We start from the raw sequence: 21,622 nt of genomic DNA on the forward strand, positions 1-21,622 counted from the left end.
TTTCTATACGGGCTGCCTCAGGCTCCGAGGCTTATGACTATCTTACCGGACCGGATACCGCTGACCCCTTGATACTCCGGGAACTCTTGGGCATCCTAACCGCAGGAGGTGATAGCATGGCAAGAAGACGAAGCCGCAGAGCCGCTGTTCCCGGAAGCGAACGCAGTCTGGATAAGTTCAAGGGCCAGGTTATGAGGGACGCGGGCTACAACGTGTCCGACGATCAGCCGAACCTGGTTAAATACGAAGTCGCCCGCACCCTTGGAGTGCCTCTGGAGCCGGGCAACAACGGTCAGCTCCGCACCGAGGATGCCGGTAAAATCGGCGGCGAAATCGGCGGCCGCATGGTGCGGGAGCTTGTCCGGATGGCGCAGAAGCAGCTGGCGGAACGCGGCGGACCGAAGTGATCCCCGGAACGCCGGAACGCCCCCTGCAAGGTTGACCGCCCGCAAGTGCGCCGCTCTGCGCGGAGGAGCATGAAGTCGCGGCTCCGTCCTTCACCGGCGGGCCAAATCGGCCCGGATGACCAGACAGCCGTCTTCGCGGGTCATCCGGCATGAACCCGGCCGGATAGGCCTGAACAGGCGGATGATCTGCTTCCCGCCGATCCGGCTGCCGCTAAGGCGGATGCTCGACCTGTCCGCCGCCAGTTCAATCTCTCCCGGGCGTATCCCCGAAGGCTGCTGCACGATAACCTTCAGCCCGTCCCCGCCCTCGGTTATCGAATAGGCAAAAGGCTCCGCCACCTTGACCTTGGCGGTTTGCCGCTTCTTGCTTCCCGCAGCGAGGCCTTTAACCGGCTTTCGGCCGGAAAAGGGATTGGCCGCGGGAAGCTGGGCGGCGGCAGGCTGATCTCCGCTCGCCCGGCGTTTCTCCCCGCCGCGCGGCGGAGTGCCTCCCTGCGCGCTCTGGCCCGCCGGACCCCCGGCCGGTTCGTTTTCCCAATCGGTTCCCATCCACTCCGGAATCCGGTAGCCCGGCATTGCCTCCCGGAGAAGTTTATCCAGCCATTGGTCCAGCCACGCCGTGTTTTCCGGGTCTTCTGAAATCCGTTTGGACAGCTCGGTAAATAAAGACTCCCCGCCTCCGAAAATGGAGGAAAACGAAGGAATCTCACCGGAACGAAATCCGAATTTCCGTTCCCACTCTTTTTCATAGTCGAACTCGCTCTTTCCTCCACTCATCTTCTTCCCCTCTTTCCGCTTGTTTCAAGAAACGCGCCGCATCCCGCCGCCTTATACACACCAGACTATTCCGGAGCCGGACCTTTAGTGTTTAGTCAAGCCCGCCAGCAAATAAAAAAACAGGTCCCGTAACCGGAACCTGTTGTACTGTCTCGCTCTTTACCAGAAAAATCCGGGGCCGCCAAAACCGCCGCCGTAACCGAATCCGCCGCCGAATCCACCGCCGTAACCGAATCCGTTGACAAACGGGGATGTGCCGATGGCAAGCAAATCGAACAAGACGAGAGGAACGAACGCTTTTGTTTGAGCGGTTCCCTCTTGAGGCTCGAGAATCAGCTGGTCACCTTGAATACGTACCAGTTTGCCTCTGACCATGGAACCATCCTTACGGACGGCCACGATGTTCTGACCGACTAGTTTGGACGCGTCATTACGAAGTTTGGAACTCATACCGTATACCTCCCTTTTCAGCGAATCATGCATGCTACCTTACACCATATGCGGCCAGCTAACAGCCCGATTGGATAGCTGTCCCTTCTCCCTGTTTTATTGGGTCAAGGTATTCTTTCCAAGAGAGTGCGAGGAGTGCAAGCAGAAGGAAGGTGTCTTTTTTTCATAGAAAAAAGCCCCCTGCCGGAAGAATCCATCTCCATGCAGAAAGGCTTTTCGCAAAAGGGTAAGCAGGCTTCAGGCCTTGCGGAGCTTGCCCAGTTCCGTTGTGATCGCGTCAATTTCACTAATGCTGAAATTGGGTTTGCTCATCACCAGATCGTACAGATCTTTAAGATCTTCATATTGTTCCTGGCTAAAGTTGGACGCTTTAATCGATCCGCCTGTCGCCATTCTCAGTTTGGTTTTAATTTCGTCGAACATATACTCTACATTCCGTTCCGACCATACCGCCAAATCCAATGCGTTTCATCCTCTCGTTATCCGGTTATGCTTTTATTGTAACACGTTTTGACACCGGAAATCCCGTCCGTTACGATAGAATCTGACCCAAGTCCGGGCTTGACCATGCCGCGCATACAAGAGGATACGCAGCCTGTTCGGCTTCCTAGGCTTCCAATCCTTATTGCACGCCGGTTACAAAAGCCGCAAGGAGGAAATTCGCTGATGCTGCATACCTACGATCTTGTTACCCGCAGACGGGACGAAATGGTTGAAATTACAAACACCGTGGCTAGGCTGGTTCAGGGGAGCAGTCTGGAAGACGGCACCGCCATTGTATACTGCCCTCATACGACGGCAGGAATTACGATCAACGAAAATGCTGATCCCGATGTAAAAAGAGATGTACTCATGCGCCTGGATGAAGTGTTTCCCTGGGAGCATCCGCGCGACCGTCATGCGGAAGGCAATACGGCCGCTCATCTGAAAGCCATGACCGTCGGAGCCTCGCAAACCGTATTTATCCGCGGAGGCCGCCTTCAGCTGGGCCGCTGGCAGGGAATCTACTTCTGCGAATTTGACGGGCCCCGCAGCCGTACGTTTACCGTTAAGCTGATTCGTGATTGACCAGACTGACTTTGGAAGATTCGGAACGGGCCGCCGTGGAGACCATGTTGCTGCACAGCAGCTGCACATGCTCTTCGGCAAGCTGTTCCACCAGCTCGTACGTCTGTCCGTAATGAATGGAATGCGAGATGAATCCGTGCATGGACATGAACAAGTTCCATGGGAGCCGGTATTCCTGATCTTCTTTGTCCGGCATTCCGGAAATGACCTGGCGTACGACCGTGGCAAACAGATCGAAACATTTCGCCTGCTCGGTACGCGAGTACTGGCGAAGCTCCTCGTCCCGGATCATAAACATGATTTCGTAGTGATGCGGGTTCTCCAACCCGAACCGGATAAACTCCATCATCAGTTTCTGCAGCAGGGGAACCCCGAGAACAGCGGATTCGACGATGATTTGCCGCTGCCGCTGCAGAAGTATGCCGAAATCCTCCAGAATGAGCGCATTGAACAGCTCTGCTTTTTCTCTAAAATGATAGTATAACGCGCCATGGCTGTAACCCATTGCTTTAGCGATGCTTCGCATCGTTAAAGCGCGATAACCGCGAGTTACGAATAACTCCCTGGCCTCTTCAAGAATCCGCTCTCTGCTAAGTTCCTGAGCGACTGCCTTCCTCGCCATAAGAATCCCTCCGCTTCGGTGGTGTATGAAATTGTTAGGGTAGCTCGCTATGTTCGATATATGTATGTTCGCCGCGTATGATGTTTCCTTGACCTTGGGTCAAATCGGTAAACCAGTCGGCGAAAGAATCCGCCTCGGCAGATAAGGGATAGCACCGGAGGATAACCTTGTCGGTAAATTCCGTATCGCCCATCCGCATGTTGCGGTTCCGCAGCTCATTCTCCACTTTACCCAGCCAAGTATAATCGATTTCAGCGAGCAGTTCCTGATGACTTACTTTGTAAACGGGCACCGCGGCCTGTATTCCCGCGACGGCGCCATCCGTGTAGGCTCTGATCAGCCCGCCGGCTCCCAGCATAATACCGCCGAAATACCGGGTGACGACTACGGCCACGTTCTTGAGATCCATATTCCGGATCACTTCGAGAATCGGCTTGCCGGCTGTGCCGCTCGGCTCCCCGTCATCCGACTGTTTCTGAATCTCATTTCGTTCCCCGATCATGTAAGCGGAGCAGTTGTGGGTCGCCATCGAGTGTTCTTTCTTCACGCCGGCAATAAAAGCAAGCGCTTCCTCCTCGGACGATACTTGCAACGCCTGACCGATAAACCGGGAACGTTTGATGATAATTTCATCGGCTCCATGCTTCTGTACCGTTCTGTAGGATGCTATCATGTCGCTTCTTCATTCCATTTCCTAACGAATGCGCCTTCTGTTTCATATCATTTTACACAAATCAGAATATTAGTACAATAGTTAATTTAGTTCTAATATTATTTGCAATAAAAAACAGACCTAATCCCGAAGGAAAAGGCCTGTTTTCGTCGAAAATCGGCTTATAGAGCCCGATACCGGTTCTGTCTGGACGAAACTAATCGTTCAGACGAGCTTCCAATCTGGCTTTGTCTTCTTCATAACCGGGCTTGCCCAGCAGCGCAAACATGTTTTTCTTGTAGGCTTCCACACCCGGCTGGTCGAACGGATTCACTCCGAGGAGGTAGCCGCTGATGCCGCATGCTTTTTCGAAGAAGTAGACCATATAACCGAACGTGTGAGCCGAAGTGTCGGGCAGTGTCACGATCAGGTTAGGTACCCCTCCGTCCGTGTGAGCCAGCATAGTGCCCTGGAACGCTTTTTTGTTCACGAAATCCATCGTTTTGCCGCTCAGGAAGTTAAGCCCGTCCAGGTTCTCTTCATCGGTTCCGATGACGATCTCCTCTGCGGACTGGTCTACGAACAGAACCGTTTCAAACAGGTTGCGGTTGCCTTCCTGGATGAATTGGCCCATGGAGTGAAGGTCTGTCGTGAAATCGACGGCAGCCGGGAAGATCCCTTTGTTGTCTTTGCCTTCGCTCTCGCCGTAAAGCTGCTTCCACCACTCCGATACATAATGCAGGGAAGGCTCGTAGTTCACGAGAATCTCCGTGGTTTTGCCTTTGCGGTAGAGCGCGTTGCGGACAGCCGCATACTGGTAGCTCGCGTTCTCGCTCAGCTCGGGGCTCGAGAAAGCTTCGCGCGCGTCGGCCGCGCCCTTCATCATTTCTTCGATGTCGATGCCGGCCACGGCGATCGGCAGCAGGCCTACGGCCGTCAGCACGGAGTAGCGTCCGCCTACATCGTCCGGGATAACGAAGGACTCGTAGCCTTCGCCGTTGGCAAGCTGCTTAAGAGCGCCCTTCTCGCGGTCGGTCGTGGCGTAGATGCGCTTGCGCGCCGCTTCTTTGCCGTATTTTTTCTCCAGCAGCTCCCGGAAAATACGGAAAGCAATCGCCGGCTCCGTCGTCGTTCCGGATTTGGAAATGACGTTTACGGAGAAGTCTTTGCCTTCCAGCAGCTGCAGAAGGTGCGTTACGTATGTAGAACTGATATTCTGGCCGACGAAGTACACGGCCGGAGTTTTACGCTTGTCTTTATCAAGCAGGTTATAGAAAGAATGGGACAGCATTTCAATCGCCGCGCGGGCCCCCAGGTAGGAGCCGCCGATGCCGATCACGACAAGCGCCTCGGAATCGGATTGAATTTGTTTCGCCGCCTTCTGGATTCTGCCGAACTCTTCTTTGTCGTAAGCGACCGGAAGATCGATCCACCCTAAATAATCACTACCGGCTCCGGTTCCGTTATGCAGTTGGTCATGTGCGGTACGGATCGGACCGGCCAGGTAATCTATTTCGTGCTGGGCAACGAAGTCAAGCGCCTTGCTGTAATCAAATTGCAGCTTCTGGGTCAACTTTCTCTCCTCCTCGGTTCTTTTACTTGGTTCTTTCCTCTAGCATACCGCTTCTGTGCCGCTGTCCGCAAGTCACGCGCCCAAGGCATGCTGCCTCTCCGCAAAACGTGCTACAATAGGAAAAACGCCTAGTGCCGTACCTTCACCCGATCGCTTGCGGGGACGGCTTCATAGAACGGATACGTGCGGGCGGGGCCTGCCGGACAACCCTCCGGTAGTATTGCCAGGGCGGCGGATTTATTCTCCGAAAACACCCGGCGCATCGGCTTCGCATGCATTGATTCCTTACTATAAAAGCTTTCCGGACAAACTGCAAGTGAAATTATCGTGTCTGGCGTGACTCTTAACGAGGTGATTAGTGATGAAACAAATCGGATTTATCGGATTAGGCACCATGGGCGCTCCGATGGCCCTGAATCTGCTCCGCAAAGGGTACGCGGTCACCGTATACAACCGCAGTGCCGATAAAGCGGCGGAGCTTGTCCAGGCGGGCGCTTCGCTTGCCGCAACCCCTGCGGAAGCCGTCTCCGGCGCCGAGGTTCTGTTCACGATGCTGAGCAACGATTCCGCCATCGAGAGCGTTTTTTACGGCGAGAATGGGGTTCTGGAGAAGGCCGGTGAAGGCCTTACCGTGATTGATTCGAGCACCGTCTCCCCGGCCCTCAGCCAGCGTCTTCACGCCGATCTGGGCAAACGCGGGGCGTACTTCCTGGACGCGCCCGTAACGGGAAGCAAGCCCGCTGCCGAAGCGGCGACGCTCGTGTTCATGGTCGGCGGAGACCGCCCCGTGTTCGACGCCCAGCACGCGCTGCTGAGCGATCTCGGCAGCAAGGTGCTTTACATGGGGCCGTCCGGTTCCGGCTCCTATACGAAGCTGGCCCACAACACGATTGTGGGCATCAATGCGATCGGCCTGATGGAAGGCCTCTCGATCGCGACGAAAGCGGGCCTTGCCCCCGAGCAGTTCCTGCAGATCGTGCAGGCGGGTTCCGGGAACAGCAAGCAGGCCGAGCTCAAAGGCCCGAAGATCCTCGAGCGCGATTTCAGCAACCAGTTCTCGCTGAAGCTGATGCTGAAGGATCTGCTGCTGGCGTCGGATCTGACAGGCAAATTCCAATTGCCCGCTCCCATGCTGCATGCAGCCACCACCGTCTTCCAGATGGGCCTGAGCAAAGGACTAGGCGAGGAAGACCTGGCCGCCGCCATCCAGTGCTACGAGGAATGGATGAATGAGCGGGTGGAGAAAAAAGGCGAGCAGTAAAGCGCGCCTTGAAACCGGTGGGTACCCACGTAACCGCTGACCGGGCTTGCATCTCCGCTTGCCTCGTGATTTATCCGTCGTGTAGGGACTCGTAACCGTTTAATACGCGTCATTCGTCCATGAATAGCATCGGCATCGCATTCGGTCTATCGGCGTTTATCGCGTACTGCCGCATACCGTGTAAAACAAGCTAGCATAGGCGGAGTACGCTCGCAAGATCCGCAGGAGGCACACGCCCCTGAAACCCGGGCTCCGGTGGACCTTCGTCATGCGAAGCCAAACACCGCGTGCGGAGAGCTCCGCATGGCAAGAAAGGCCCTTCCGAACGCTGCGTTCGGAAGGGCCTTTTCTATTGCCTGCTGTGGCGTATTACGCTGCGTATGGCCTGCACACGCGTATTGTCTGCGTATACCTGCACTGCGTGTACCAGCTGTTGCTGTACTGCCCGCACTGCGTATACCTCGGTCGCATACTGCCCACAGTTTCGTGTACCTGTTGTTGCGTGTACCTCGGTCGCATACTGCCCGCAGTTTCGTGTACCAACTGTCGCGTGTGCTTCGGTCGCGTACTGCCCACAGTTTCGTGTATCTGCTGTCGCGTGTACCTCGGTCGTGTACTGCCCACAGTTTCGTGTACCTGCTGTCGCGTGTGCCTCGGTCGCGTACTGCTCGCAGTTTCGTGTATCTGCTGTTGCGTGTACCCGCAGACGTACTGGCCCGCAGCCGCGGCCGTAGCCGAAAACCTATTCCGCGATGTAAGAGCAGCAGTAATCCGTGACGGTCCGGACTTTCAGCTTGAATTTCGCGTTAGCCGGGACGGTAAACTCCCCTTCACCCTGAATGTCCGTCCAATCGGATTCGCCGGGAAGGAGGACGCTCAGGTCGCCGGCCAGGATTTCCATGATCTCTTTGGAGTCCGTACCGAATTCATACTCCCCCGGAAGCATGATGCCCAGCGTCTTCTTCGTGCCATCCGCGAACAGAACGGCACGGCTGGTCACTTTCCCCTCAAAATAAACGTTCGCTTTCTTGACTACGGTAACTCCTTCGAAATTCGACAACCTGTTCTCCCCCTCGTGATTGGCGGCTGCACATAAGGACGACCCTGTGGAAGCGGTCGTCCTAATGGCATTCCTTTATTTATTTAAGCAGTTCTTTGACGCGCTTGGCGACATTCTCTGCCGTAAATCCGAATTCCTTGATGAGCAGATCGCCCGGAGCCGAAGCGCCGAACGTGCTGATTCCGAGGATAGAACCCTCATCGCCTACATAACGCTCCCATCCGAGCGGATAAGCCATCTCTACGCCGAGACGCTTTTTGACATTCGGAAGCAGGACGGAATCCTTGTACTCCTGGGACTGCTTCTCGAACAGCTCCCAGCTCGGCATGCTGACAACGCGGACTTGAATGCCTTCTTCGGCGAGCAGCTTCTGAGCGGCCACACCGTGTTGAACTTCCGAGCCCGTCGCAAGGATAAGCGCGTCCGGCTTGCCGTTAGGCGCATCGGATACGACGTAAGCGCCTTTTGAGAAGTTCTCGCGCGCATATTTGGCGGAGCCTTCGAGCTGCGGCAGGTTTTGACGGGTCAGAATGAGCGCGTACGGTCCGTCGTTGTGCTCCATCACGTAGCGCCAAGCTTCGCTCGTTTCGTTGCCGTCCGCAGGACGGAGAACGGTCATGCCCGGAATGACGCGGAGAGCCGCAAGCTGCTCGACCGGCTCGTGAGTCGGACCGTCTTCGCCTACGCCGATGCTGTCGTGCGTGAAGACGTAGATCACCGGCTGCTTCATCAGGGCAGCCAGGCGGATCGACGGACGCAGGTAGTCGGAGAACACGAAGAACGTGCCGCCGTATACGCGGAGACCGCCGTGCAGGGAAATTCCGTTCAGGGCGGCGCCCATTCCGAATTCGCGTACGCCGAACCAGATGTTGCGGCCCGCGTAATTTTCCGCGTTGAAGATCGGAGCGTTCTTGATCTCCGTGTTGTTGGAGCTTGCCAGGTCGGCGGAACCCCCGAAGAAGAACGGAACGTTCTTCGCTACGGCGTTCAGCGCGTTACCGGAAGCGGCGCGCGTTGCCAGAGCCTTGTCTTCCGGCGTGTAAACCGGCAGATCGCGGTCCCAGCCTTCCGGAAGCTTGCCGCTTTCGCCCAGTTCAAACTGCTCGGCGAGCTCAGGGAAAGCTTTGCGATAATCGTCGAACAGCTTCTTCCATGCCTGTTCGGCCTGGATGCCTTTTTCTTTAACCGCCGCATAATGCTCGCGTACTTCTTCAGGAACATAGAAATCTTCTTCGTAGTCCCACTTGTAGAATTCCTTCGTCAGCTTGGTTTCTTCCAGACCGAGCGGGGAACCGTGCGGTCCGGCATGTCCGCCTTTGCCGCCTTTGTTCGGGCTGCCGTAGCCGATCGTCGTTTTCACTTCGATCAGAGTCGGACGGGTCGTGTCGGCTTTCGCCTCTTCAACCGCACGGTTGAGGGCTTCCAGGTCGTTCTGCTCTTCTACGCGGAGCACCTGCCAGCCGTATGCTTCGAAACGTTTTTGAACATTTTCGGTAAAGGAAACGTGCAGATCGCCGTCGAGCGAAATGTCGTTGGAGTCGTACATCATGATCAGCTTGCCCAGTTTAAGGGTTGCGGCCAGAGAGACGGCCTCGGAAGACACACCTTCCATCATGTCGCCGTCTCCGCAGATGGCGTATGTATAGTGATCGATAACCGGGTAACCTTCACGGTTGTACAGGCCTGCCAGATGAGCTTCGGCCATCGCCATACCTACGGCCATGCCGATACCTTGTCCGAGCGGACCGGTTGTCGCGTCTACGCCCGCCGTGTGACCGAACTCGGGATGTCCCGGAGTCAGGCTGCCCCATTGGCGGAAATTTTTGATTTCTTCCATCGGAAGATCGTAACCCGTCAGGTGCAAAATCGCGTAAAGCAGCATGGAACCGTGGCCTGCGGACAGGACAAAGCGGTCGCGGTTGATCCATGTCGGGTTGGCCGGGTTATGTTTCATTTGATTCGCGAACAGCGTATATGCCATAGGCGCGGCTCCCATAACGATGCCGGGGTGGCCGGACTTGGCTTTCTCGATAGCGTCGATTCCGAGTGTACGGATCGTGTGAACGGCAAGTTCCTGAATAGGCGTATTGCTTGCAGACATGGTGTATCCTCCTAGGAATGGTCTCGTGTTATACTTGTTATTCTCGCCAACATTGAAGCTTTAGTTCCATTATAAAGCTAAAATCCGAAACCGCAATGTCAGTCCTTGGTGTTAACGCCCGCATGGTGACAAGGAGAGTGAAAAGCGGATGAGCCGCCATTTTTTTGAAAACGGAAACACGCTTGTCCTGCGGGGCTTTGTTTTCGGGCTGGTCCCCGGGGCCGCACTCGCTCTGCTTTTTAAAGCCGTGGAATTCTTTGCAGGTTCCCGCGTCTATACGCTGCTGCTCAATGTCGACTTTATCCCGGGTCTTGGGGGCGATCAGCCTGAATGGTTCGAAATGACCCTGCATCTGTCCGTTTCGGTCCTTATCGGTTTCCTGTACACAATTCTGCTCGGATGTACGGGAAAACCGTGGCTGCCGGGGATCCTGCTCGGTATCTCGCCTATCCCCTTGTTCGTACCTCTTACCCAATTAGCCGTATCGGCGAAAACACCCGTCCTTTCGGATGTAACCGCCATGATCTGGTGGATCGCAGGCCACCTTCTTTACGGCGTGATACTCGCCGCCTTAGGCAAAAAAGCTCTGTTAGCCTCTAAAAAGGAATGAGCCGCTTTAAAGCGGCATAGTCCAGAGGAATGCTCCTTTAATAAAATCCGAAGCGGCAGAGAAGCCTCTTCGGATTTCTTTCTGAATAAGCCCCGGTACGATATCGCTTCACGGCTGCTGCTCTAGCTGAATACGACCGTTTTGTTCTGATGAACGAGGATGCGGTCTTCCGTATGCCAGGAAACGGCCCTTGCCAGGACGATCCGCTCGATATGGCGGCCGATGCGCTTCAAATCGTCGACATTGTCGCGATGGCTGACGCGCTGCACGTCCTGCTCGATGATCGGACCTCCATCCAGCTCCTCGGTCACGTAATGCGCGGTCGCTCCGATCAGCTTAACTCCCCGCCCGTGAGCCTGCGCGTAAGGTTTGCCTCCGACGAAAGCCGGAAGGAAGGAATGATGAATATTAATGATCCGGTTCTGGTAATGTTTGATAAAAGAAGCCGGAATAATCTGCATGTACCGGGCGAGGATGATCAGATCCACCTGGCCTTCGAGCAGCTCCAGATGGCGCTTCTCCACCTCGGTTTTCGTATCCGGAGTTACCGGAATATGGTGGTACGGGATACCGAAAGGCTCGACGAGCGGCGCCATATCCGGATGGTTGCTGACGACCATGGCGATATCCGCGTCGAGATCCCCGGCGCGCCAGTGCCACAGCAGCTCAAGCAGACAGTGATCTTCCTTGGACACGAAGATCGCCAGGCGTTTTCTCTGACTGGCCAGCGACAGGCTCCAGTCCATGGAGAACTCGGCCGCCACTCCGGCAAAATCGGCCTCAAGCTGCGGCTTGCGCTGCTCAAGGTCGGTTAAGTCAAATTCGATCCGGATAAAGAACATGCCGCCTTCCGGATCCATGGTGTACTGGTCCGACTGGACGATGTTCGCCCCGTATTCGGACAAAAATTTGGATACCGCGGCCACGATTCCAGGCCGGTCCGGGCAGGAAATGAGCATTCTGCCGCGGTTTTGTTTACCGGCTGCGCCGGACGTTTTTGCTGCTGCCATCTCTACTGGATTCTCCTTTGTACCTGCAAATTAGTCACCTATCCGGTCCGAGCCGGTGATGAAAACGGCGTTAACCGTTCACTTACAAAGATTTAAGCAGATCTTTGCCGGCAAACCATGCCGTCAGACGCTGATTGATCTGCTCTTCGGACAGCTCCGGGAACAGACGCTCTTCCGCGATCATGTCGTACAGGCGCTCCATCGGTTCGCGTCCGTCCGCTTTCTTGGCTTTCGCGTCGGTTTTGAGCAGCTCCCAGGTTTGCAGGACGAAGCCGCGCGAATCGACTTCTTTCTTCTCGAAGAAGAAAGCCAGCCGCTCCACGTCTTCCGCGAAGGATTCGCCGAACCGTTCCAGGACGGTTCCGCTGAGCAGCGCGATTTCCGCTTCGTACATCGGACGCTGGGTTTTCGGGTCCTTCCCGATCCACGGAGTCTCCAGGATCATCGGCAGGCCGATCAGTTTCTCGTGATGAACGACGCGGTTCATCGCTTCGAAGCCGATCCAGCCCGCTCCGACCGGAGCATGGCGGTCTTTGGACGCGCCGCGCGGATTCTTGCTGTCGTTCAGGTGGACGACCCCGATGCGGTCCAGACCGACCACGCGGTCGAACTGGTCCAGCACGCCGTCCAGGTCGCCTACGACATCATACCCTGCATCGTGGATGTGGCAGGTATCCAGACATACCGTCAGGCGGCCGTTGTCTTCGACCTTGTCGATAATCTGCGCCAGCTCCTCGAAGCTGCGGCCCATCTCGGTGCCTTTGCCCGCCATGGTTTCCAGGGCGATATGCACGCCCGTGTCCTTGACGCCGGCGAGGACTTCGTTAAGCCCTTCCGAAATGCGGGCGAGGCCGTACTCCGCATCCTTGTCCGTAAACGCGCCGGGATGAAGCACGATATTTTTCACGCCCAGATAGTCCGTGCGGCGGATTTCATCCTGCAGGAATTGGACCGCCAGCTCGTACGTGTTGTCTTTGTAGGAACCCAGGTTGATGATGTAAGGGGCATGAACGACGATTTCGCCGATCCCGTGCTCCTGCATGACTTCCCGGCCCTCTTCGATATATTGCGTTTCAATAGGCTTGCGCCGTGTATTCTGAGGTGCACCCGTATAGATCATGAATGTGCCGGAGCCGTACGAGACAGCTTCCCGGGCCGCATTCAGCAAACCTTTGTCGGAAAATGAAACGTGTGAACCGATTTTAATCATAGGGAATAGGCTCCTTGCTTAGTAAAATCTTTTCCCCCTATTTTACAGGCAATGTCGCAAGAAAGCCAGAAATAAGGTATAATTTCAAGAGAGATCCAGTGCTTAAACCTGGCCCAGCGCGGGAATAATAGATTCCGAGGTGACGAGTTTTGAACAACTCCCTGTTTATGTGGTTTATTACTTTCTGGCCCCTTGTCCTCATTGGTCTGATGGCGATCGGCGGTTATTTTATGTTCCGCAAATTCCTGAAGGTGCTGCCGAAGGCCGACGGAAAATCCAAGCTCGACTGGCAGAACTATTACGTGGAGAAATCCCGCCATATGTGGACGGACGATTCCAAAGCCTTTCTTAACAAACTTGTCGCCCCTGTACCCGGCCCGTTCCGTGACATCGCCAAGCACTCCATCGCGGCCAAAATCGGGCAGATCGCCTTGGAAGAAGAGGCGGCGGAAGTTACACGCGAGCACTGCATCAAAGGTTATATCATCGCCACTCCCAAGCGGGATTACCGGAGCCTGATGAATTTCCTCGAACGCGAGAAGATTGATTACACGCCTTACAAACATCTGATCAATTCCTGATTCTTCTATTATACTCGCAGGAAGATTTCAGTAAGTCTGATCGGGATACACGCCAAAAAAACCGCTCGGCCCTCTCGGGACAGGGCGGTCATTTTTTTTTACGCAAAGTCAAAGCGGCACACAACGCGGCGGGATCGGCTGGAGCAGCCAGAGGCCCAGCGCCGGTGAAACGATCCCCAGAAGCAAATAAAGCGAGCTGATCAGCCAGCGGAGCCAAGGCTTCCATGCTTTATCCCCCTCAACAACCATTCCTCTCATCCTACTTTCCCTGACCGGAAGCGTTACCGACTTGGGGAGCATGTAACCCGGTTCTGCTTTACGCCATCAATGGAAGGCGAGTCTCATACTCGTTCAAACGTCCGTGATGAGGCAGATCGTGACAGCTCGTGGTGTTCGAATTCGGGGTTGCACAGCTTTTGCAGCTTGCCAGCGGTACCGACACCCGGTAAAATCCGGTTTTGAAAATATGATCCGCCTGTGTCCGGGACACAATCGAACCGCAGTGAATGCAGTAGACCAAATCCAAAGCTTTCATTCTCACACACCTCTTCATTTTGCTTCTTGTTGTCGCAACTTGTTACATTCTGTATTTGTAAACTATTATAAGATACGTTTTGTAACAAATCAAGAAGTTTTTGGGTGAATCGGTGCGTTTTTACGAGATTTTTGTAGAATTTTTAGAAAAAAATAATACATCGCTATACCCAGAAGGGCACCGCAGGTGTCCAGGATAACGTCTTCCGTCATCGAGGTCCTATGCGACGTAAATTTCTGATGCCATTCATCCGTGACCGCGAAAATGACACAGACCGCCAGCATGATGCCTGTCTGCTTGCGCTTGCTCATCAAGCGGAGGCTTCCGAGCCAATAGCCGGCAAGCAGAGCCAGGATGGCGTACTCCACGACATGGGCCGTTTTGCGTATGAAAAATTCGACATAGCCGTAGGCCCCTAGTCTTTTAACACTTACCACGGACCGGCCGTACTGAAACGATCCCGTAGGCGCTACCTGCTTTAACCTTTGTTCCGAGATATGTTCACGCAGCAGAGGCTTTAAGCTTTGTTTCTGGTACGGCTGCGAGGAGAGATAGAACATGAACGACATCCACGCCAGCACCAGCAGAAGGCGGAACATTTTATTGCGGCCGAGAGCCCTCATAAGCGCATTCACCTGTTTCCGATTTAACGTTTTTCCGGTTAATAAAATAAAGCCCCCTAATATCGCATCCGATATTAGAGGGCTTTGAATCTATCTTTTATCTTATTTATAAGTAGTAAGCAAGGACATTTCCGTCTGATTCACATGCTTAAGCATAATTTGCTTTAAATCGTCCACGTAGGGCTTGACCGTAGGAACCGGCTCACTCTGCTCTTCCACCCTATGTACAAATTGCTCCAACTCCAGCAGCAGCTGACGCATGTCCGGGTTCTGCATAATAGCCTACCGGACAGCGTGCTTTACAACAGAGAGAATATTGTCAATAACCCGATTCTGTTCCGTTACCTGTAGGTTGGAACCTGACGGAATGCACAATCCATTTTCAAATAAATTCTCCGATATACTCTTGTTCTCTTCGTGAGTGTAATAAGAGCAGCCTTTGAACAAAGGTTGCAGATGCAGGGGCTTCCACACCGGCCGAGCTTCGATATTTTGGGACGACAGTTCGTTTATAATTTGGTTGGGGCTGATCCCCGTTGTGGATTGATCAACAGTCAATGCCGTTAACCACCTTGTCGATCTACCAAAGGAAGCTTCCGGCATAAAAGTAAAGCCTTCAACCTCACTTAAAGCTTTTTTATAGCGCTCAAACACTTGTCTGCGCGCATTCACACGTTCATCCAAGACTTGAAGCTGTCCTCTTCCGATTCCGGCTAGTATATTGCTTAATCTATAATTATAACCAAGATCGCTATGTTGATAATGGAGAGCATTGTCTCGTGCTTGCGTAGCCCAAAAACGGGCTTTTTCCAAAGCCTCTAAATCCTCCGAAACCAGCATGCCACCACCGGATGTGGTGATAATTTTGTTCCCGTTGAAAGAAAATATTCCGAATTTGCCAAAGGTCCCGCTTGATTTACCTCGATAAGTTGCCCCCAAAGACTCCGCTGCATCTTCAATTACAGGTACCTTATATTGTTCACAAACGGACAAAATGTTGTCGTAATCCGAGCTTTGGCCATATAAATTCACCACAATGACCGCTTTGGGAAGCTGTCCGGATTTCCGGGCATCCACAAACGCTCTTTCCAATGCGCCGGGTGACATATTCCAACTTTCAGGCTCGGAATCAATAAAAACGGGAACGGCTCCCTCGTATAAAATAGGGTTAGCGCTGGCTACAAACGTAAGCGTGGAACAGAACACTTTATCGCCCGGTTTAACTCCGACAAGTTTCAAAGCGAGATGAAGAGCGGCTGTTCCCGAACTTAAAGCAGCAGCTCCGCCGGAACCGACATACTCCGCAACATCCTTCTCGAAAGCATCAACGTTCGGGCCGAGAGGGGCGATCCAATTCGTATCAAAGGCCTCTTTAACGTAGCTTTGTTCTCTATCCCCGATATGAGGAGGAGAAAGATAGATCCGATTCACTTCTCAGCACCTACCAATTCTTATTATGAATTTTTATTACTTTTGCAGGCACGCCAACGGCAGTACTCCTCGCCGGAAGTGAGGTAGTTACAACAGCTCCCGCCCCTACAATCGTTCCCTCCCCGACGTCGATCCCGGGAAGTACGACTGCCCCTGATCCAACACAGCTTCCTTTTCCAAGATGGACACTGCCCGATACTCTAGCTCCCGGCAGAACGGTAACCTCGTCTTCAAGGTGACTATCATGACCGATACTCGAACAATAGTTCACAATAACATGCCGGCCGATGACAATGTCGGTAGTAACGACACACTGCGCACAAATCATGGTACCCCAACCTATTCGTACCCGTTCGCCTACTACAGCAGTAGGATGAATCAACGTTGCGTAATTATAACGGGAATGTATCTTTTCGATCTTTGCAATAATGTGCTGTCTAACTAAGGGATCACCTACAGCACAAATTAGATGCGTATGGTTAAGAAAGGGATCCGCAAGCTGACTGAGCGTCCCTAGTACATCAACTCCATTTATTTGTTTTCCACAGAGTTCTGCGCGGTCATCTATAAAACCAAGCAACTCCCAGGTCGGTTGATTGGTGTTAATGTCCTTTATCAGTTGAGCGGTTTCCCTACCGTGCCCGCCCGCGCCGATTATAATAATGTCTTTCATAGAGGCGCGTTTCTGCCTTTTTCTTCGAGCCCCATGAAAACCGGCATTGTCACATGACCCGTTTGATTGATCCCCTCGGATTTAAATACTTTTTTTACAGTTAAAAATAGTATTTTAATATCCAGCCAGAAGGACTGATGATCAACATACCAAACATCCAGTTCGAACTTTTCCTCCCACTTAATGGCGTTGCGTCCATTGACCTGAGCCCATCCCGTTATGCCCGGCTTTACAAGATGCCTCCTAGCCTGCTCCGGAGTGTAGCGGGATAAATAATCCATTAACAAAGGTCTGGGTCCTACCAGGCTAAGATCTCCTCTTAACACATTCACAAGCTGTGGAAGCTCATCCAGGCTTAATTTTCTGAGAAACTTTCCAAATGGAGTTAGTCGTATATGATCCGGAAGTAGAGTGCCATTTTCATCCTTTTCATTAGTCATGGTCCTAAATTTGTACACGTAAAAAGGTTTACCATGCAACCCCGGACGCTGCTGCTTAAATAACACAGGGCTTCCCAATTTAGTTCGAATGAGAAAAGCCAGTAACAAAATAAAAGGCAAAAGGAATAATAGACCTGTTACGGATACAAAAAGATCAAATCCTCTTTTTAGCATGGTCTCACCACTCACATGAAATTAATTGTATTTATACGGTTACTGCAGCTTCGACTTTTGAGAACACAAACGCTCTTCCAACAGAATAATACTCCAATTTATGCTGCCGCATGTCAGAAAGGTCAAAACAGTTACGACCATCGATCACTTTGGGTTGATGGAGCAAATCGCGCACACGCTTCAGGTCCATACTCTTGATTTCTTTCCACTCGGTTAAAATGATGCAAGCATCAGCATCTTTAACACAATCGTATAGGTCTTCCACATATCTAACTGCGGATGGAAGATACTTAGATGCTTCATGAATAGCTATCGGATCGTAAGCCTGAACCTCGGCTCCCATACTTACCATGGCCGGGATAAGAGATAAAGAGGGTGCTTCTCTTACATCATCTGTATCCGGTTTAAAGGCAAGACCCAATACGGCTAATTTCTTCCCTTGAAGGGTTCCCAGTGCTTGTTTTAATTTATCCATAATGACCAGGCGCTGGTTTTCATTCGTTTCGATTACAGCTTCAAGAAGCTTGAATTCATAACCGGCTTCGTAAGCGATATGCTTGAGTGCATACGTATCTTTAGGAAAGCAGGAGCCCCCGTATCCTATCCCGGCTTGCAGAAATTTGTTGCCGATTCTGCTGTCCAGTCCCATACCTGAGGCGACCTCCGTTACATCCGCGCCCACTCTCTCACAAATATTGGCTATCGCATTAATAAAGGAAATTTTAGTGGCCAGAAAAGTGTTTGCCGCATATTTAATCATCTCGGCACTCTCTAAGCTGGTTTTGAAAATAGTTGTACGAAAGGGAGCGTGAATTTCGGCTATTACGTCTGCAGCATGTTCACTCGTCGCCCCTATAACCGCCCTTTCCATATTCATGCAATCCTGAATTGCAGAGCCTTCCTTTAGAAACTCAGGATTAGAGACAACATCAAACGTCAATCCTTTATCTGACAAATTTTCTTGAATAATGGATTCAATTAAACGTCCTGTTCCTACTGGTACAGTACTCTTGGTAACTATAATTTTATATCCGTTAAGATGACTGCCAATTGTTCGGGCTACGTCTTTCACATAGCTTAAGTCTGCTTCTCCTGTGACCGACATTGGAGTACCTACCGCAATAAAGATAATATTCGCCTCTCTAATAACCCCCGCTATGTCGGAAGAAAAGGAAAGCCTCCCTTCCTGAACATTTTTAATCACCAATTCTTCCAGACCCGGTTCATAAATAGGAATTTTATAGGCTCTCAACTGCTCGATTTTCATTTCATCAATATCACAGCAAATAACGTGATGTCCCACGTCTGCAAAACAAGTTCCAGAGACTAAACCGACATAACCGGTTCCGATTACCCCAATTTTGTTCATACTAAGTTTCATCCCCTCTGGCCGATAAGTTCCTTTTCGAAAATTTCTCTTAAGTACTGGCAAACATCGGATTTTAAATCTTCCCTTTGGAGAGCGAAGTCAATAGTAGCTTTAATAAAGCCAAAGCGGTCTCCCACATCGTAGCGAACACCCTCAAATTGAAACGCCAAAATATCTTGAATCTCGTTTAATTTGCAAATAGCGTCTGTCAATTGAATTTCTCCACCTGCTCCCGCCTCTTGTGTTTCCAAAATAGCGAAAATTTCCGGGCGCAAAATGTAGCGTCCCATGATCGCAAAGTTCGAAGGAGCTGCTCCCACATCAGGTTTTTCAATTAACGAACGGACATAGACTAAGTTAGGCTCTGCTGCGTTCCCAGTGGAATCAACAATCCCATACTTATGTACATCTTGATCCGGCACCCATTGAACACCGACCACCGAAGATTCATACCGTTCGAAAACATCAATCAGTTGTCTGGTACATGGCTTGCTTGATTGTACAATATCATCACCCAATAGAACGGCAAACGGTTCGTTACCGATGAAGGTCTTGGCACAATGGATTGCATGACCCAACCCTTTAGGCTCTTTTTGTCGGATATAGTGAATATTAGCCATATTAGAAATATTCCTAATTTGCTCTAGATCTTTATACTTTCCTTTTTTATCCAAACTTTCTTCTAACTCAAAAGACTTATCAAAATGATCCTCAATCGCTCTTTTACCTCTGCCGCTGATAATTAAAATATCTTCAATTCCAGATTCTATTGCCTCTTCTATGATGTATTGAATTGTTGGCTTATCAACAATCGGAAGCATTTCTTTAGGTTGCGCCTTCGTTGCAGGCAAAAATCTCGTGCCTAAACCAGCGGCGGGAATAATCGCTTTTTTCACTTTCATACTGATCTCTCCTACCTCTCTGTCTGAGTTACAGCAGCACCTTTGTCTTATTTCTGCTCCGGTAGTATTCAAAGGTTTTGTTAAGTCCTGTATCTATACTTGTTTGAGGCGTCCATCCCAAGAAATGTTTGGCACGGGAGTTATCCAAATAGCTATGCAAGATATCACCATCTCTTGCGGGAGCATATTCGGGTAGATTATCGCTCTGATTGATATCCGCAACGATTTTATAAAGCTCATTAATTGAAGTCGACGAACAGGTACTGATATTTAGCACTGCTCGGCTTCCGTTTCTAAGAGCTAATAAATTAGCTCTGGCCACATCTGTGACATATACGAAATCACGGGTTTGGGTGCCGTCCCCGAATATTACGGGCTGCTCATCTTTTATAAGCTTATCGACAAAAATAGAGACAACTCCCCCCTCTCCCTTCGGAATCTGACGGGGACCATAGACATTGGCATATCTTAAAATCGTGTAGTCTAACTGATATAACTCCGAATACATTCGGATGTATTTCTCAGGCGTATATTTGGAAATACCATAGGACGACAAGGGCTGTACAGGATGATTCTCATCCACAGCCAAGTAGTTAGGACTTCCGTAAACCGCCGCAGATGATGAATAAATAACTTTATTCGTCTTATAATTTCTGCAAAGCTCCAGTAATCGAATGGAGCCAAGAATATTTATAGAAGCGTCCTGCTGAGGATTTTGCAGAGAGCTCTGCACATCAATTTGTGCGGCAAGATGAAAAACTACTTCCGGTCGCTCGACTTTGAAGATATGCTCCATATCGTCGCATTCAATGGCCTGTTCATAAAATTTAACATTAGTAGGAACATAGTCCGCATTACCAGTGCTTAAATTATCTACAATTACAACATCATGTTCTTCTTCAAGCAATTGATCCACCACATGAGAGCCGATAAAGCCTGCGCCGCCAGTAACTAGTATTTTCATATTCCCAGCTCCTTGTATACAACTTCCATATTTGAAATAATTTTTGGAAGGGCAAATTCTTTTTGTACACGCTGTCTTGCATTCAAGCCGAATAACTCTCTGTGCTCTCCATTAAAGAGTAAGGCAGTCATTTTCTGAGCCAGAATCTCGGGACTTTTCACTGGAACCAGATAACCTGTTTCTCCATGAACAACAAGGTCCCTATTCCCCCTGATGGCTGTGGCAACTACGGGAATTCCCATGGACATCATCTCCATAACCGACCTCGGAAGTCCTTCCCTTAGCGAAACTAAAAGACCGACATCCGTAATACTGAGAATCTCAGCAATATCGCTGCGATAGCCCAAACACCGGATGCGGTCTTCTAAATTTTTTATCCTAACTATTTGCTTCATGTCCTCAAAATCGACCCCATTACCCACAAACAAAACAATAAAATTGTCTATTCCGCTTTCTTTTAATATTTCCACAGCCTGGATAACATCCGATTGTCTTTTGTTAGCATTAATTTCAGCTATGTGCGTGAAAATAACTCGGCCCGGAGTAATCCCTAATTGAACCTTGAATTTCTCTTTTGCTGATTCATTGTTTAGCGGGCTATAAAAGTCCGTATCAACACCAACACCTTTGATATAAGCTATCTTCCGCTGAGGTACAATTTTTGCCGCAGCTGCTTGATCATCTGTATTGATTACGATTAATTTATCCGTTCGGAACCCTGCTAACTTTTCAGCCCATTTAAATAGAAAGTTGCCTAGACGGCTTCCGTTCTCGCTAAAATGAAATCCGTGTGCCGTGTACAGAACTTTGGACCTTGTAAATACGCTAGCTACCCTAGTCACAAAAGAAGCAATGGGTGTATGCACATGAATTAGATCATAACTTTCAGTTCGCAGCAGTTTTCGTATAGTAAAAAAAGCCCGTATATTACCTGGGCTCTTAAGACTTCTGTGGAAAGGTATGGGATGAATCGTGACTTTCGGGATATGTTCCAGGATTCTTTGTTGACTGACAATGCTTGTAGCAATTTCTACCTTATACCCTTGTTCCAAAAAATAATTAATATGAGGAATTAGAAAAGCATTTACCGTTGTGTCCACAGTTGTGACAAACAATATTTTTTTCATGT

At 51.1% G+C, this 21,622-nt stretch carries 26 protein-coding genes; 5 read left to right on the plus strand and 21 right to left on the minus strand.

The features are described from left to right. The first annotated feature begins 116 nt into the window (after nucleotides 1-116). Nucleotides 117-407 carry an alpha/beta-type small acid-soluble spore protein gene (locus AC2TF6_RS24505; RefSeq protein WP_218228909.1) on the plus strand — a complete coding sequence of 97 codons (291 nt, stop codon included), beginning with the start codon at nucleotides 117-119 and terminating at the stop codon, nucleotides 405-407. Between the two features lie 90 nt (nucleotides 408-497). Here AC2TF6_RS24505 and AC2TF6_RS24510 read toward each other — a convergent pair whose 3' ends face one another. From AC2TF6_RS24510 to AC2TF6_RS24520, 3 genes are all read right to left on the minus strand, one after another. Next, entirely contained in the window at nucleotides 498-1,184 is a 687-nt protein-coding gene (locus tag AC2TF6_RS24510; protein WP_491308900.1) for a hypothetical protein, read from the minus strand. Nucleotides 1,185-1,343: 159 nt separating this feature from the next. Continuing rightward, entirely contained in the window at nucleotides 1,344-1,634 is a 291-nt protein-coding gene (locus tag AC2TF6_RS24515) for a hypothetical protein (RefSeq protein WP_491308901.1), read from the minus strand. Between the two features lie 237 nt (nucleotides 1,635-1,871). Further along, nucleotides 1,872-2,096, minus strand: a complete 225-nt coding sequence (locus tag AC2TF6_RS24520; RefSeq protein WP_009672213.1) for a DUF1128 domain-containing protein — start codon at nucleotides 2,094-2,096, stop codon at nucleotides 1,872-1,874. A gap of 204 nt (nucleotides 2,097-2,300) precedes the next feature. Here AC2TF6_RS24520 and AC2TF6_RS24525 point away from each other — a divergent pair, with 204 nt between their 5' ends. Continuing rightward, on the plus strand, nucleotides 2,301-2,702 hold the full coding sequence (locus tag AC2TF6_RS24525) for a secondary thiamine-phosphate synthase enzyme YjbQ (protein WP_491308902.1): 402 nt from the start codon (nucleotides 2,301-2,303) through the stop codon (nucleotides 2,700-2,702). Here AC2TF6_RS24525 and AC2TF6_RS24530 read toward each other — a convergent pair. The 3 genes from AC2TF6_RS24530 to AC2TF6_RS24540 all read right to left on the minus strand — a co-directional run bounded on the left by AC2TF6_RS24530 (nucleotide 2,683) and on the right by AC2TF6_RS24540 (nucleotide 5,549). Next, nucleotides 2,683-3,324, minus strand: coding sequence for a TetR/AcrR family transcriptional regulator (locus tag AC2TF6_RS24530; protein WP_009672155.1), 642 nt, complete (start codon nucleotides 3,322-3,324; stop codon nucleotides 2,683-2,685). The two genes, AC2TF6_RS24525 and AC2TF6_RS24530, sit on opposite strands and share 20 nt — an antisense overlap. 34 nt (nucleotides 3,325-3,358) lie before the next feature. Continuing rightward, nucleotides 3,359-3,997 carry a YigZ family protein gene (locus AC2TF6_RS24535; protein ID WP_009672084.1) on the minus strand — a complete coding sequence of 213 codons (639 nt, stop codon included), beginning with the start codon at nucleotides 3,995-3,997 and terminating at the stop codon, nucleotides 3,359-3,361. A 196-nt stretch (nucleotides 3,998-4,193) separates the two neighbouring features. Then, entirely contained in the window at nucleotides 4,194-5,549 is a 1,356-nt protein-coding gene (locus AC2TF6_RS24540; protein ID WP_491308903.1) for a glucose-6-phosphate isomerase, read from the minus strand. 361 nt (nucleotides 5,550-5,910) lie between these two features. Between AC2TF6_RS24540 and AC2TF6_RS24545 the strand changes: the two genes are divergently transcribed. Then, nucleotides 5,911-6,810: an NAD(P)-dependent oxidoreductase gene (locus tag AC2TF6_RS24545; RefSeq protein WP_491308904.1), complete on the plus strand. Its 900-nt coding sequence runs from the start codon at nucleotides 5,911-5,913 to the stop codon at nucleotides 6,808-6,810. 742 nt (nucleotides 6,811-7,552) lie between these two features. On the opposite strand, the gene ppnP is transcribed toward AC2TF6_RS24545, so the two are convergent. Next, nucleotides 7,553-7,870, minus strand: coding sequence for a pyrimidine/purine nucleoside phosphorylase (ppnP, locus tag AC2TF6_RS24550; RefSeq protein WP_009672106.1), 318 nt, complete (start codon nucleotides 7,868-7,870; stop codon nucleotides 7,553-7,555). Nucleotides 7,871-7,949: 79 nt separating this feature from the next. After that, complete coding sequence (tkt, locus tag AC2TF6_RS24555; protein WP_491308905.1) at nucleotides 7,950-9,971, minus strand: transketolase; 2,022 nt, start codon at nucleotides 9,969-9,971, stop codon at nucleotides 7,950-7,952. Between the two features lie 148 nt (nucleotides 9,972-10,119). Between tkt and AC2TF6_RS24560 the strand changes: the two genes are divergently transcribed. Next, a complete protein-coding gene (locus tag AC2TF6_RS24560; protein WP_491308906.1) occupies nucleotides 10,120-10,581 on the plus strand; it encodes a hypothetical protein in 462 nt (153 codons plus the stop codon). Nucleotides 10,582-10,703: 122 nt separating this feature from the next. On the opposite strand, the gene purU is transcribed toward AC2TF6_RS24560, so the two are convergent. Continuing rightward, the gene (gene purU, locus AC2TF6_RS24565) at nucleotides 10,704-11,591 is read right to left on the minus strand and encodes a formyltetrahydrofolate deformylase (protein WP_491308907.1); all 888 of its coding nucleotides are present in this window, start codon (nucleotides 11,589-11,591) and stop codon (nucleotides 10,704-10,706) included. Between the two features lie 82 nt (nucleotides 11,592-11,673). Next, on the minus strand, nucleotides 11,674-12,801 hold the full coding sequence (locus tag AC2TF6_RS24570) for a deoxyribonuclease IV (protein WP_491308908.1): 1,128 nt from the start codon (nucleotides 12,799-12,801) through the stop codon (nucleotides 11,674-11,676). Nucleotides 12,802-12,968: 167 nt separating this feature from the next. Here AC2TF6_RS24570 and AC2TF6_RS24575 point away from each other — a divergent pair, with 167 nt between their 5' ends. Then, nucleotides 12,969-13,382: a DUF2621 domain-containing protein gene (locus AC2TF6_RS24575; protein WP_042229966.1), complete on the plus strand. Its 414-nt coding sequence runs from the start codon at nucleotides 12,969-12,971 to the stop codon at nucleotides 13,380-13,382. 108 nt (nucleotides 13,383-13,490) lie between these two features. Here the strand turns inward: AC2TF6_RS24575 and AC2TF6_RS24580 are convergent, their stop codons facing one another. The 11 genes from AC2TF6_RS24580 to AC2TF6_RS24630 all read right to left on the minus strand — a co-directional run bounded on the left by AC2TF6_RS24580 (nucleotide 13,491) and on the right by AC2TF6_RS24630 (nucleotide 21,620). After that, nucleotides 13,491-13,631, minus strand: a complete 141-nt coding sequence (locus AC2TF6_RS24580) for a hypothetical protein (protein WP_491308909.1) — start codon at nucleotides 13,629-13,631, stop codon at nucleotides 13,491-13,493. A gap of 67 nt (nucleotides 13,632-13,698) precedes the next feature. Beyond that, the gene (locus AC2TF6_RS24585) at nucleotides 13,699-13,917 is read right to left on the minus strand and encodes a hypothetical protein (RefSeq protein ID WP_427518038.1); all 219 of its coding nucleotides are present in this window, start codon (nucleotides 13,915-13,917) and stop codon (nucleotides 13,699-13,701) included. An 89-nt stretch (nucleotides 13,918-14,006) separates the two neighbouring features. Continuing rightward, a complete protein-coding gene (locus AC2TF6_RS24590) occupies nucleotides 14,007-14,540 on the minus strand; it encodes a VanZ family protein (RefSeq protein WP_491308910.1) in 534 nt (177 codons plus the stop codon). A 102-nt stretch (nucleotides 14,541-14,642) separates the two neighbouring features. Continuing rightward, nucleotides 14,643-14,801: a hypothetical protein gene (locus tag AC2TF6_RS24595; RefSeq protein ID WP_170318605.1), complete on the minus strand. Its 159-nt coding sequence runs from the start codon at nucleotides 14,799-14,801 to the stop codon at nucleotides 14,643-14,645. A 21-nt stretch (nucleotides 14,802-14,822) separates the two neighbouring features. Further along, complete coding sequence (locus AC2TF6_RS24600) at nucleotides 14,823-15,971, minus strand: DegT/DnrJ/EryC1/StrS family aminotransferase (protein WP_491308911.1); 1,149 nt, start codon at nucleotides 15,969-15,971, stop codon at nucleotides 14,823-14,825. A 10-nt stretch (nucleotides 15,972-15,981) separates the two neighbouring features. Further along, entirely contained in the window at nucleotides 15,982-16,644 is a 663-nt protein-coding gene (locus AC2TF6_RS24605; RefSeq protein WP_491308912.1) for an acetyltransferase, read from the minus strand. After that, nucleotides 16,641-17,258: a sugar transferase gene (locus AC2TF6_RS24610; protein WP_491308913.1), complete on the minus strand. Its 618-nt coding sequence runs from the start codon at nucleotides 17,256-17,258 to the stop codon at nucleotides 16,641-16,643. Before AC2TF6_RS24610 ends, AC2TF6_RS24605 begins: the two co-directional genes overlap by 4 nt. 31 nt (nucleotides 17,259-17,289) lie before the next feature. After that, nucleotides 17,290-18,627 carry a UDP-glucose 6-dehydrogenase TuaD gene (tuaD, locus tag AC2TF6_RS24615; protein WP_491308914.1) on the minus strand — a complete coding sequence of 446 codons (1,338 nt, stop codon included), beginning with the start codon at nucleotides 18,625-18,627 and terminating at the stop codon, nucleotides 17,290-17,292. 8 nt (nucleotides 18,628-18,635) lie between these two features. Beyond that, nucleotides 18,636-19,529, minus strand: a complete 894-nt coding sequence (galU, locus tag AC2TF6_RS24620) for a UTP--glucose-1-phosphate uridylyltransferase GalU (RefSeq protein WP_491308915.1) — start codon at nucleotides 19,527-19,529, stop codon at nucleotides 18,636-18,638. 28 nt (nucleotides 19,530-19,557) lie between these two features. Further along, the gene (locus AC2TF6_RS24625; RefSeq protein WP_491308916.1) at nucleotides 19,558-20,493 is read right to left on the minus strand and encodes an NAD-dependent epimerase/dehydratase family protein; all 936 of its coding nucleotides are present in this window, start codon (nucleotides 20,491-20,493) and stop codon (nucleotides 19,558-19,560) included. Beyond that, on the minus strand, nucleotides 20,490-21,620 hold the full coding sequence (locus tag AC2TF6_RS24630) for a glycosyltransferase family 4 protein (RefSeq protein WP_491308917.1): 1,131 nt from the start codon (nucleotides 21,618-21,620) through the stop codon (nucleotides 20,490-20,492). The genes AC2TF6_RS24625 and AC2TF6_RS24630 overlap by 4 nt, the downstream gene beginning before the upstream one ends. Nucleotides 21,621-21,622 lie beyond the last annotated feature (2 nt).

The sequence above is a fragment of the Paenibacillus sp. JNUCC 35 genome, assembly GCF_058269095.1.